At 73.0% G+C, this 9,550-nt stretch carries 22 protein-coding genes; all 22 read right to left on the bottom strand.

Annotated elements, in window-relative coordinates:
- Positions 1–43: 43 nt before the first annotated feature.
- Positions 44–820 carry a hypothetical protein gene (locus ACGF0D_RS10610; protein ID WP_392914677.1) on the bottom strand — a complete coding sequence of 259 codons (777 nt, stop codon included), beginning with the start codon at positions 818–820 and terminating at the stop codon, positions 44–46.
- 49 nt (positions 821–869) lie between these two features.
- Positions 870–1,307, bottom strand: coding sequence for a hypothetical protein (locus ACGF0D_RS10605; protein WP_392914675.1), 438 nt, complete (start codon positions 1,305–1,307; stop codon positions 870–872).
- A complete protein-coding gene (locus tag ACGF0D_RS10600) occupies positions 1,304–1,684 on the bottom strand; it encodes a response regulator transcription factor (protein WP_392914673.1) in 381 nt (126 codons plus the stop codon). The genes ACGF0D_RS10605 and ACGF0D_RS10600 overlap by 4 nt, the downstream gene beginning before the upstream one ends.
- A complete protein-coding gene (locus ACGF0D_RS10595) occupies positions 1,681–1,854 on the bottom strand; it encodes a hypothetical protein (protein WP_392914671.1) in 174 nt (57 codons plus the stop codon). The genes ACGF0D_RS10600 and ACGF0D_RS10595 overlap by 4 nt, the downstream gene beginning before the upstream one ends.
- Complete coding sequence (locus ACGF0D_RS10590) at positions 1,851–2,021, bottom strand: hypothetical protein (protein ID WP_392914669.1); 171 nt, start codon at positions 2,019–2,021, stop codon at positions 1,851–1,853. Before ACGF0D_RS10590 ends, ACGF0D_RS10595 begins: the two co-directional genes overlap by 4 nt.
- Positions 2,018–2,413 carry a hypothetical protein gene (locus ACGF0D_RS10585; protein WP_392914667.1) on the bottom strand — a complete coding sequence of 132 codons (396 nt, stop codon included), beginning with the start codon at positions 2,411–2,413 and terminating at the stop codon, positions 2,018–2,020. Before ACGF0D_RS10585 ends, ACGF0D_RS10590 begins: the two co-directional genes overlap by 4 nt.
- Positions 2,410–2,613, bottom strand: coding sequence for a hypothetical protein (locus ACGF0D_RS10580; RefSeq protein ID WP_392914665.1), 204 nt, complete (start codon positions 2,611–2,613; stop codon positions 2,410–2,412). The genes ACGF0D_RS10585 and ACGF0D_RS10580 overlap by 4 nt, the downstream gene beginning before the upstream one ends.
- A complete protein-coding gene (locus tag ACGF0D_RS10575; protein WP_392914664.1) occupies positions 2,610–2,969 on the bottom strand; it encodes a hypothetical protein in 360 nt (119 codons plus the stop codon). Before ACGF0D_RS10575 ends, ACGF0D_RS10580 begins: the two co-directional genes overlap by 4 nt.
- Positions 2,970–3,032: 63 nt before the next feature.
- A complete protein-coding gene (locus ACGF0D_RS10570) occupies positions 3,033–3,365 on the bottom strand; it encodes a hypothetical protein (RefSeq protein ID WP_392914663.1) in 333 nt (110 codons plus the stop codon).
- 61 nt (positions 3,366–3,426) lie between these two features.
- On the bottom strand, positions 3,427–3,687 hold the full coding sequence (locus tag ACGF0D_RS10565; protein WP_392914662.1) for a hypothetical protein: 261 nt from the start codon (positions 3,685–3,687) through the stop codon (positions 3,427–3,429).
- 10 nt (positions 3,688–3,697) lie between these two features.
- A complete protein-coding gene (locus ACGF0D_RS10560; RefSeq protein WP_392914661.1) occupies positions 3,698–4,030 on the bottom strand; it encodes a hypothetical protein in 333 nt (110 codons plus the stop codon).
- Positions 4,027–4,269 carry a hypothetical protein gene (locus ACGF0D_RS10555; protein ID WP_392914660.1) on the bottom strand — a complete coding sequence of 81 codons (243 nt, stop codon included), beginning with the start codon at positions 4,267–4,269 and terminating at the stop codon, positions 4,027–4,029. Before ACGF0D_RS10555 ends, ACGF0D_RS10560 begins: the two co-directional genes overlap by 4 nt.
- A 58-nt stretch (positions 4,270–4,327) precedes the next feature.
- On the bottom strand, positions 4,328–5,632 hold the full coding sequence (locus tag ACGF0D_RS10550) for a DNA cytosine methyltransferase (RefSeq protein WP_392914659.1): 1,305 nt from the start codon (positions 5,630–5,632) through the stop codon (positions 4,328–4,330).
- Positions 5,633–5,741: 109 nt separating this feature from the next.
- Positions 5,742–6,455, bottom strand: coding sequence for a hypothetical protein (locus tag ACGF0D_RS10545; protein WP_392914658.1), 714 nt, complete (start codon positions 6,453–6,455; stop codon positions 5,742–5,744).
- Complete coding sequence (locus tag ACGF0D_RS10540) at positions 6,452–6,631, bottom strand: hypothetical protein (RefSeq protein ID WP_392914657.1); 180 nt, start codon at positions 6,629–6,631, stop codon at positions 6,452–6,454. Before ACGF0D_RS10540 ends, ACGF0D_RS10545 begins: the two co-directional genes overlap by 4 nt.
- Positions 6,628–6,795 (bottom strand): hypothetical protein, encoded by a 168-nt coding sequence (locus tag ACGF0D_RS10535; RefSeq protein WP_392914656.1) that lies wholly within the window; start codon positions 6,793–6,795, stop codon positions 6,628–6,630. Before ACGF0D_RS10535 ends, ACGF0D_RS10540 begins: the two co-directional genes overlap by 4 nt.
- A gap of 10 nt (positions 6,796–6,805) precedes the next feature.
- A complete protein-coding gene (locus ACGF0D_RS10530; protein ID WP_392914655.1) occupies positions 6,806–6,988 on the bottom strand; it encodes a hypothetical protein in 183 nt (60 codons plus the stop codon).
- A gap of 10 nt (positions 6,989–6,998) precedes the next feature.
- Positions 6,999–7,169, bottom strand: a complete 171-nt coding sequence (locus ACGF0D_RS10525) for a hypothetical protein (protein WP_392914654.1) — start codon at positions 7,167–7,169, stop codon at positions 6,999–7,001.
- Between the two features lie 10 nt (positions 7,170–7,179).
- A complete protein-coding gene (locus ACGF0D_RS10520) occupies positions 7,180–7,365 on the bottom strand; it encodes a hypothetical protein (protein WP_392914653.1) in 186 nt (61 codons plus the stop codon).
- Between the two features lie 11 nt (positions 7,366–7,376).
- The gene (locus tag ACGF0D_RS10515; RefSeq protein ID WP_392914652.1) at positions 7,377–8,126 is read right to left on the bottom strand and encodes an ATP-binding protein; all 750 of its coding nucleotides are present in this window, start codon (positions 8,124–8,126) and stop codon (positions 7,377–7,379) included.
- Positions 8,127–8,130: 4 nt separating this feature from the next.
- Complete coding sequence (locus ACGF0D_RS10510) at positions 8,131–9,006, bottom strand: hypothetical protein (protein ID WP_392914651.1); 876 nt, start codon at positions 9,004–9,006, stop codon at positions 8,131–8,133.
- An 83-nt stretch (positions 9,007–9,089) separates the two neighbouring features.
- A complete protein-coding gene (locus ACGF0D_RS10505; RefSeq protein WP_392914650.1) occupies positions 9,090–9,344 on the bottom strand; it encodes a hypothetical protein in 255 nt (84 codons plus the stop codon).
- Between the last annotated feature and the right edge of the window lie 206 nt (positions 9,345–9,550).

Raw genomic sequence — 9,550 nt, 5'->3', positions numbered from 1 at the left:
CCTGCGGCGTATCAGCCGCGCATCACCGGCGCATCAGGCCGCATCACTCCTGCCACCACCGCGGCTCCGGCGTCGACACTCCCGACCGGCGGTGAGCCTGCCGCACCGCATCCCACTGGATTCCCAGCCGCGCCGCGATGCCCTCCCTCGAGAGCCCCTCCGCTATCAGCTCGGCCGTGTCCTCGACCACCGCGGTAAGGCGGGACTCGTGCTCGCCGTACCGGGGCTGCTCGTCGGGGTCGTCAATGTCATCCCACACGGCGAGGGGGTGCCAGCCGTGCCGGGCGGCGAGCTGTCGGGCCCGGGCCGTGGAGGCATGGGTGGCGCCGCAGGTCTCGGGCTGCCGGCCCCACAGGTCCCGGGTTGCGAGCCGCACCCGTTCCGCAGTGGCCACGGCGACGCACTGCTCGTGCCGGTTCGCGAGCTCGTGCAACTGCTGCAGGTGCATGCCCAGGGTGCGGGCCAGGACAGCGGGCGGCCAGCCGGCAGCAACCAGCCCTTGGATGCGACGGCGGGTACCGTGCGGCGGCACCGAGGCGGTGGACCGGGGGGGCCTCGAGGACGCGGGGCGGACAGCGAGGAGCCGTGCCTCAGTGCGGCGGGTGATCGGCCCCTGCTGCCTGGCGGCACGGTAGTACGTGCCGAGTCCGATGTGGGCGGCGCCGCGGATCTCGGTGTCGATCATGCCTGCCTGGCGGAGGGCTGCGATGTGGGCTGCGGCCCGGTGCGGGGGCACCGTGGCGCGGATGCCGGCGGCACGTCGGATGCGGGCGGCCTTGAGCTGACCTGCGGTGATGCGCGGGGTGAGGGTGGTGCTCATGTGCTGTCCCTGGGGTGGCTCGTCGGTGTGGTCAGGCGTCGGGGCGGGCTCAGACGGTGTGCGTGTCGAGGGCGCGGATGGTGCCGCAGGGGTAGCGGACCGCGTTGTCTTCTGAGCCGCATGCACTGCATGCCTGGCTGATGGGTCCGTAGGCGCCGGGGGTGTCATCGTCGTCGGGGCCCCAGCCGGTGTAGCCGGTGGCGGGCTGATGAAGTGCCCGGACGGCGGCGATGCGGGCCTCGGCCTGCTCGGCGCGGGCGATCAGCGTGTTGATGGCGGGTGCGATGTCGGGCCAGGCGTCGCCGTGTCCGCCCCACGGTTCGAGGGGGTCGCGGGCGTGCTCCAGCAGGGCCGCCCGTTCCTGGCCGCCGGCGCGGGTGGTGTCGCGCTGCTCGGTGAGCTCGGCGACGCGGCGGCGGAGCGTGCCGAGTTCGTCCTCCGCCGCCCGGAGCTGCTGGGCGAGCTGCTGTTGGTAGGCACTGGTCATGCGGCGCTCCTTGTCTGGCGGTACTGCTGGGTGTGGGCGGCGTTGGCGCGGCGGCTGGCAGCGCATGCCTTCTCTCCGCGGCGCAGGTGCCGGCGGTAGGCGCCGCGGTCGCCGGCGCATCCGGTCGGGCAGACCGCGGAGATGTCGTCCGGTGGCTGGAGGGCGAGGAGTCGGCGGGCCTTCCACACGGCCTGGGCCATGGATGCGGCGCGGAGTTTGATCAGTACGTGGCGGGCGTGGTGGTTGGCTCCGCCTTCGGTGATGCTCATGGCGCGGGCGGCGCTGTCGCGGGTGTGGCCGTCGGCCATGAGGCGGAGGTACTGCAGCTCGCGGTCGGTGAGGGCGGCGCCGGGGGTGGGTTGCCATGAGGCAGTCACGGCTGGTCCTCCTCGGTGTTGCAGGCGCAGTCGGGTGAGGTGCAGTCGGCAGTGGCTTCGCAGGTGCCGCCGCAGTTCGGGTCGGGGCAGGGGCCGTAGATGAGGCCGGCGACGCACAAGTAGTTGCCGCCCATGGGGTGGCCGCAGGGGCAGGTGTCCGGTTCGGTCATGGCTGGGGTTCCTCGATGTGTGCGATGAGCTGGGCGAACTGGTCGTCGAGCTGGGCCTGTTCGTCCTCGGCGTGGTGTTGTCGGGTGTCGAGGTGGCCGAGGAGGATGGCCCCGAGGCCGGCGCCGAGGAGGGCGCCGGCCAGGACCAGCCAAGGGCTGACGGTCACGCAGTGGGGCCGTTCAGCCGGTGTTCGACCCACTCGGCGTCGGCGGCGGAGATGTGGGCTCCGTTGGGGCGTTCAACGCGGATCACGGTGGGCTGGCCGTCGCCGTCGCGGTCGTCGGCGACGCGGGCGTGCCAGGTGCCGGACGCCGATGGGCGGTGGCCGTCGGGGCAGTGCGGGCAGCCGTCGGTGTAGCCGTGGACGGCGTTGGGGTTGCTGTCGAGGCCGTCGGGGATGGTGTTCGGGGTGACGGCGGCAACGGCGGCGGTCCAGGCGTGCTGGATGCGGTCGCCGAGCTGGTCCCAGGTGGGCATGGGGCGGCCGTCGTGGGTGAGGCCGCCGGTGGCGGTGCCGTAGGCGTGGTAGGCGGCCTGGGCGGGGGTCTGGTTGGTCACTGGGTTTCCTGGGTGGGCTGGTTGTGGAGCTGGATGGCCTGGTCGAGGGTGCGGGCGCCGAGTGCGCGGATGGCACGGAGGCAGGCGTTGCGGACGTCCCGCTCGGGGAGCCCGAGGGCACGGGCGATCTCGTGGTCCTTGTAGTCGTTGGCGCGGTAGCGGAGGACGTCTGCCTCGAACGGGGTGAGGGGCCGGGTCACTTCTGGTCTCCGTCCTGGCCGAGCACCGCGCGGGCCACGGCCAGGGCGTGCTCGCTGTCCTCGGGGCCGGCAGCGGCGTGCCGCTGGAAGCCAGCCTCGTCCTCCAGCCACGCCGCGATGGCAAGGCCGGTGGCGGGTCCGACCAGCGCCAGGTACGCGTTGACGGCTTCGAGGCGCGGCGCCCAGGTCTCGATGAGGACGGTGGGCACGCCCGGGTTGTCGACGACCACGGGGCTCTTGCTGCCGCAGGTGCTGCCGATTTGCCAGGTGGTGCGGCCGTCGTGGATGGCGGCGTTGGCGGCTTCGCGGAGGACGGTGGCTGCGGCGGCGAGCAGGTCGGCGGGCTGGTCGGTCACGGGTGCTCCTCGGTCGGGTGGTGGGGCCTGCCGCGGGGTGCGGCAGGCCGGGGCGGACAGTGGTCAGGTGCAGTTGGCGGCGAGGATCCAGACCGGCGTGCGCATGTCCTCGGCGACGAACCCAAGTGCCTCCCAGGCGACTCGGAGGCGGGCGTCCCAGTGGACGATCTGGACCGGGTGCAGCTCGTCCGCCGGGATGGTCTCCGGCCTGCCGAGGTCGGCGCACGCGTAGTACGCGACCAGGTAGCGGGTGCCGCCGGACCAGGTGCCGGCCCAGGCGTGGCTGAGTTCGGCGAGGCCCGGGTTGGCGTTGATGACGTCGTCGACCTCGGTGTCCTCGATCTCCTCGGGGAGTGCGATGCCGTACATCAGGCGGGCGCTGGTCTGCATTCCCACGGTGGTCTCCTCGGTTGGGCCGCCCGCGGGTTGCGGGCGGCGGTGACGGGCGGCTCGGGCGTCAGCTGGTCGTGGTGCGGGCGGCGGCCCGGTCCTGGCGCTCGTAGCGGATGCCCTCCAGCTCGTTGGCGAGCTGGTCGGCGCGCTGTTGGGCCTCGCGCTGGTTGGCGCGGGCGGTCTCGGGGTCGTCGCCGCGCCGGAGGGCCCGGTCGGCGCGGCGCTCGGCGCGACGGATGTCGGCGCGGGCGGCCTCCAGGTCGGCGAGCAGGGCGGCAGCGCGGGCGTCGAGGTCGGCGTCAGTGGGCGGCGGGGTGGCGGTCACTGGTGGGTCCTCAGGTGGTCGTGGTGCGGGCGGCGAGCAGGAGGTCGGCGGAACGCTTGGCGCCGTTGAACCGGAAGATCTTGTTGTCGCTGTACGAGCGCTGGTACTGCTCCTCGGCGTCGCGCATGATCAGCTCGGCGGCCTCGGTGAGCGTGCGGTCGCGGGCGTCGTCCAGCTCGGGCTGTACTACGGCCAGCACCCACTCGGTGATGGAGTCGGCCCACTCGCCGATGCGCTCGCGGCCGGGCTGGTCGTACAGCTCGGCGTCCTGAAGGCCGATGAGCATGCGGGGGCGGATGGTCGCGTCGATGCGGTCGCGGAGGCTGGGCGGGGTGTCGGTCACCGGGCACCACCGGTGCGCGCGATGCGGGCGGCCTGGCTGAGGCCGAGGCGGCGGGCGAACATGGCCGGCTCCTCGGGGTGTTCCTCCCGGTTGCGCATGTACGCGGCGTCGATCTCGGCGGCGACCTGCTCGCGGACCTCGGCGGCGTAGGCGTCGAGGAGCTGGGCGGCCTGCTCGGGGAGCTTGAAGCTGACGTGGAAGGCGCGCTCGATCTCCTGGCGGGCGGTGCGCTTGGTCATCGGGTCTCCGTGGTGGGTGTGTGTGGCGGCCGGTGGGTGCCGGCCGCCAGGGGGTGGGTCAGGCGGCCGCAGGGACGGCGGCGGGTCGGGGCTGGGGCAGGCCGAACGCGGCGGCGGTGACGTGCGCGGCGAGCAGGGGCGGGACGGCGTTGCCGACCTGCTCGAACTGCTTCGTTTTGGTGCCCTGCCAGGGGTAGTCAGCGGGGAACGACTGGAGGACAGCGGCCTCGGCGACGGTGATGCGGACGGTGTCGGGGCTCGCGAACTGGGACTCGCCGCCCGAGGAGCGGTCGCGGTGTCCTGGCGGGGCAATGCGGTTCGTGGCGCACACCGTGGTAGCCGGGCGCTCGGTGGTCCAGGTGCACAGGTCGGCCCGGCCGGTGATGGTGACCGCGGGTTCACCGAGGTTGCGGGTTGCGCGGCCCTCGCCGGCGACGGACTGGCCGGACCGCAGCACCCATTGCTCGCCCGTCATGGTGGTGACGGTCGGCGCGGGCTGGCCCTGGGGGTTCACCAACTGCCGGTCGCCGTCCGCGCGAACGTGGCCGCGCCGGGTGTGGAGGATCCAGTTGCCGCTGTCGCGGGCGGCTTCGAGGGCTGCGCGGGCCTGGCTGGGGAAGGGTTCGGCGCCGCCGGTCTTTCCGCCGCCGGCAGTAACGGTGGGGGCGGTGCGGTCGGTGGCGCCCCAGCCGAGAGCCTCGGCCATGGTCGTCCAGGGAGCGCGGGCGTTCCCGAACAGGTCGGGTTCGGTGCCGCCTTGGGCGTGGGTGGGCTCGGGCGCGGTGACGGCCCGGACGCGGGAGGCGATGAGGATGGCGCGCCGGCGGGTCTGGGGGACGCCATAGTCGGCGGCATTGAGGACGCCCGTCCACACGCTGTAGCCCCAGCCGCGGAGGATCTCGGCGTAGTGCCGGAACAGCGGCAGCACGTCGGGGACTTCCTCCTTGACGATGTCCTCGGGCCGCAGGTCGTGCAGGTAGCGCATGGGCTCGGCGGCCAGGAGGGAGCGCGGGTCCTTGCAGGCGGTGAGAATCTGCGCGCGGGTGTCTCGGCCGTGGGCGAGGTCGTGGAGGGCCTGGTGGACGAGCGGCTGGTCCTGGAGGCCGAGTTGCTTGCCGGCACGGGACCAGGCCTGGCAGGGCGGGGAGGCGATGAGGCGCCGGATGCGGCCGCGCATGGGCTGGGTGGCGATCTGGGCGGCGTCGGCACGGGCGGTGATGTGTCCGGAGGCGGCACGGGTGGAGCAGGCGGCGGCGTCCCACTCAATGCCGATGTCGCGGATGCCGTGCCAGCGGCGGAGGCCTTCGCTCCAGCCGCCAGGGCCGGCGAACAGGTCGAGGGTGTCGGGCGGGGTCACTGGCATACTCCCTGGGGTATTTGTCGGCGTGCTTGTGTGGCGGGGCTGTGGGGGCGCGTCGCGGGCTGGGCGCGCCCCCGTGGTGTCCGTGGTCCGGTGCGGGGCTGTGCGGCCGTCAGGCGGGCCGCGTGGGGCCGCTGGGGGCGGGCTCCGGGTAGCAGGCGACGTAGTGCTCGCAGGTGCAGCCGCGGACACGGGCGGCGGAGGCGTTGCAGTCGCGCTCGCCGGCCGGGTCGTGGGCCGATTCGAGGTGGCCGCAGCCCTCACAGGTGGGCGGGTCGATCGCGGCCAGTTCCTGGGTGCGCCTCAGCGCGTCCGCGAGCCTGAGGTTCTCGGTGAGGAGCTCGGCCCGTTCGTCCGTCCACTTGTCGGAGGCGTCGAGGGTGGCCTTGAGCTTCTCGGCGAGGTGGCTGGTGACCGCGCACTCGGTGGCGAGCTCGGCCTCCAGCGCCCAGATCCGCTCGTCCTGGGTGCGGGCGTGCTCGAAGACGCGGTCTCGGGCCTGTTCGGTGGCGGTGACGGTGCGGAGCCACGTCCTGTTCTCGTCGCGGAGGAGGCTGGCGCGGCGGCGGGCGGACGTCCAGGTGGTGCGGTAGCGGTCGCGTTCGGCCTCCAGGTCCCGGATCCGGGCGGCGGCGCGCTCGATCTCGCGGCCCCGGGCAGCGTTCTGGGTCCACAGGTCCTGGACGGCGACGACGGTGTCCGGGTCCTGGACGGCGAGGAGCTGTTCGGCGTGGGTGATGGTCTGCCAGTCGGGGGTGGTGGTGTCGGGGATGAGGATGGCGTCCGGGTTTGCGGTGTCGGCGAGGTGGCGGTGCTGGGTGCTCATCGGGTGGTCTCCTCGGTGGTGGCTAGCTGCTGGCGGCGCTGGTAGCGCATCTCCCGGCGCTCCTCGCACAGGCGGTCGAAGTGGTCGCGAGCAAGGTTGAGGGCCTTGCGGGCGTCCTCGATGTCGGCGTCGAGGCGCCGCTCACGCTCGTTCCACTGCTCGGCGGTCAGGTTCATCGGGTGGTCTCCTCGGCGGTGGTCAGGGGGATGACGTCGACCTCGAAGCGGTGACCGTCCGGGCACTCGACGTACATGCAGGCCCCGGTCGTGCCGTACAGGGTGATGACCTCGAAGGTGTCGCCGAGGTCGAGCGTGCAGGTGGGGTGCGGGCAGGCGATCACGGTGGTCTCCTCAGGCGGCGGGGCGGGTGACGACGGTCCAGCCACCGTCGATGGTGAAGATCGAGATGAGGCCGGCTCGCTCGTAGTGCCATTCGACGACGTCGGTGAACGGCAGGCTGCGGGCGATGAGGCGGAGGCGGGCCCAGACCGGCATGTCGGCGGGCGGCTGGGCATCGGCGAAGACGGTGCGCATCGGGATCTCCTCAGGCGGCGGGGCGGTGGGCGGCGATGGCGTCGCGGACGGTCCGGATCGGGACGCCGAAACGCTGGGCGACCCTCATCAGCGGGTTGTGGCGCTCGCCGTTGCGGTAGTCGTGGCGGGCCTTTGCGGCCTTCCAAGCGAGGTACATGCGGCGTTCGGGCGTCTGCGGCACGATGGTCTCCTCAGGCGGCGGGTTGGTTGGCGAGGCGCCAGGCGTTGGCTCGGCTGGGGTGGACGCCCTCGGCAACGGGGCGGCCGGTGGTGCGGCCTATGCACGGGGTGTTGACCTTGGCCCGGCAGTGGTCGAGGGGGCAGGGGATCGCCCATTCGGGCGGGCGGTCGCTGCGGCGGCGGAGGCCCGGGGGCATCGGGGCGCCCATCACGCGGCCCGCCGGCGGCGCCGGTCCTGGCCGGCCATGACGACCACGTCGGTCATCTCGGTGAGCCGGGAGACGATGCGGTCGCCGAGGACGACGTCGAGACCGGGGCCGAGGACCGCGCCGGTCTCCCGGTCGCGGGGTGCCTCGGTGGGGTAGTTCGACGTAAAGATCGTCGGACGGCAGGCGTTGTAGCGGCCGTTGATCAGCCGGTAGGTGATCTCCTCAACCCACTCGGAGGCCTTGGCGGAGCCGAGGTCGTCGATCAGCAGCAGCGGGATGCGGGTGAGGCGGTCGAGGCCGGTCTCGGTGCCAGCTTCGGAGCCGCCGGGGCGGAGCCGGCCGTACATGTCGGCGGCGGTGGTGGCGATGAGCTCGTACCGGGCGGGGCCGGCTTCGGCAATCATCCGCAACGAGGCCCATGCCTGGTGGGTTTTACCGGTGCCGGTGGTGCCGGTGATGAGCAGGGACCGGGCGTCGGTCGGCTGGACGGCGACCTGCTCGGCCCAGGCGGCGACGGTGGGGTCGGTGACGATGCGGGCGTTTTCGTAGCGGGTGGGGACGGCGTTGCTCCAGCGGGCGAGGGCAAACTCGGCGCGGGCGCGGCGGTGGTACTCGGGGTGGCCGGGCTGGTCGGGGCTGGGCATGTCGTCGACGGTGCCGCGGTCAGGGAGGTCGAGGCCGCGGGCGTCGAGGCGGGCCAGGAGGGCGGCCATGGCGGCGGCCGGGTTCATGCTGCGGGGCTCGGGCATCGTGCTACCAGCCGTTCTTGTACACGGAGGGGTCGGGGTTGCTGTAGGGCTGCCAGTCGCTGCCGGAGACGGCACGGAGCGGCGGTCGCTGCCCGGAGGCGGGATCGGGTTCGTCGTCGTAGCAGCCGTTGTTGAGCCAGGTCGCCGGGTACTTGGTGTACTTCGGGTCCTCGCTGGCGCGTTCGCGGGCGTAGGCGGTGGCGGCGGCGACGATGCGCTCGGGGTCGGCGCCGCGCTCGATCGCCTGGCACCAGGCGCGCTGGGCTCCCTCGCGGGCCTTCTTCTTCGGATAGACGAGCCAGAAGGCGCCGAAGGCTTCGAGGTGGTAGTCGCGCTTGGGCTTGGCCGGAGAAGGGGTAGCTGGGGCTCGGCCTTCGCCGCGGGAAGAGTCTTTATCTGTTGAGGGGTCTGAGGGGTATGAGGAGAAGGGGGGAGCCCCGGCTCCTTCTGAGTGAGCCGTGGCTCCTTCTGAGTGAGCCCCTGCTCCCCCTTGCGGGCCCGAAGGGGTAGCCACGGCTCCCCCTAGGGAGAGCCCCTGCTCCCCCTTGCCAATGGAAGGGAGAGCCACCGCTCCCCCTTCGAAGGGGGGAACGAGGAACGTCATCCGCACCCCGGGCACCGCGTACAGCGCCCGGCCGTCCTTGCCCTGGCCAATCGGGATCCGGAACTCCCAGCCGGCCACAGCGAGCCGCTTCAGGGCGTTCCGCACCACGCTGGTGTCCTTCGCCCCAGTCCACCGGGCGAGATCCTCCAGCGCGGCCCAGGACTTGCGGGTCTCCTCGTTCGCGTCGTCCGCGATCTCCAAGGCCACGGCGCGCTGAAGCCCAGTCACCTGCGGGCCCAAGGCCTCCCGCAACTGGCGTCGCAGCTCGTAGCCCACGTGGATCCTTCTTCCGGTAGTACGGTCGGGGTTGGTGGCCTGGGGCGGGGGACAGAGCCGCCCCGCCCCAGGCGGTCAGCGGGTCAGGCGGCCGCGGGGGCGGCCCGGCGGGCGGCCATCGCAGCCGCGTACCTCTTCGCCATGGCGGTCAGGTACGACAGGTCGAGGGGGTTGTTCTCGTCCTCCGCCGCGTCGGCCTTCTCCCAGCACCGGGCGCAGAACTGGTAGGTGGTGGTGTCGCCGAAGCCCCAGTCGAAGACCTCCTGGTCCTCGTACGTGAACAGGACTCGGGTCTGGCTGCAGAGCTGGCAGGTGTCCTCGACGGGCTTTTCGCTCATCGCAAGTCCTTCGGGTCTGGTGGTTCGGGGCGTCCGGCCTGTGCGGCCGGGGTGTGGGTGGGGCAGCGCGGCCCCTGGATGTACGGCCGGGCGGGCTGCCCGCAGTACTCGCGCACCGCGGGCAGCCACTGCTGGCACGTCACGACGGCGGCTGGTCGAGGCCGAGCGCGGCCAGCAGCAGCTGCTCGTCGGCGGCGTCCCGGGCC

This window comes from Kitasatospora sp. NPDC048298 (genome assembly GCF_043201465.1).
GTDB lineage: Bacteria > Actinomycetota > Actinomycetes > Streptomycetales > Streptomycetaceae > Kitasatospora.
This window is presented reverse-complemented; position numbering and strand designations above follow the sequence as displayed.

Coding starts and splice junctions, on each gene's coding strand:
- ACGF0D_RS10605 (WP_392914675.1), bottom strand. CDS start 1,307: ATGACCAGTGCCTACCAACAGCAGCTCGCCCAGCAGCTCCGGGCGGCG.
- ACGF0D_RS10530 (WP_392914655.1), bottom strand. CDS start 6,988: ATGCGCACCGTCTTCGCCGATGCCCAGCCGCCCGCCGACATGCCGGTC.
- ACGF0D_RS10550 (WP_392914659.1), bottom strand. CDS start 5,632: ATGCCAGTGACCCCGCCCGACACCCTCGACCTGTTCGCCGGCCCTGGC.
- ACGF0D_RS10610 (WP_392914677.1), bottom strand. CDS start 820: ATGAGCACCACCCTCACCCCGCGCATCACCGCAGGTCAGCTCAAGGCC.
- ACGF0D_RS10515 (WP_392914652.1), bottom strand. CDS start 8,126: ATGCCCGAGCCCCGCAGCATGAACCCGGCCGCCGCCATGGCCGCCCTC.
- ACGF0D_RS10595 (WP_392914671.1), bottom strand. CDS start 1,854: ATGACCGAACCGGACACCTGCCCCTGCGGCCACCCCATGGGCGGCAAC.
- ACGF0D_RS10520 (WP_392914653.1), bottom strand. CDS start 7,365: ATGCCCCCGGGCCTCCGCCGCCGCAGCGACCGCCCGCCCGAATGGGCG.
- ACGF0D_RS10540 (WP_392914657.1), bottom strand. CDS start 6,631: ATGAACCTGACCGCCGAGCAGTGGAACGAGCGTGAGCGGCGCCTCGAC.
- ACGF0D_RS10505 (WP_392914650.1), bottom strand. CDS start 9,344: ATGAGCGAAAAGCCCGTCGAGGACACCTGCCAGCTCTGCAGCCAGACC.
- ACGF0D_RS10555 (WP_392914660.1), bottom strand. CDS start 4,269: ATGACCAAGCGCACCGCCCGCCAGGAGATCGAGCGCGCCTTCCACGTC.
- ACGF0D_RS10545 (WP_392914658.1), bottom strand. CDS start 6,455: ATGAGCACCCAGCACCGCCACCTCGCCGACACCGCAAACCCGGACGCC.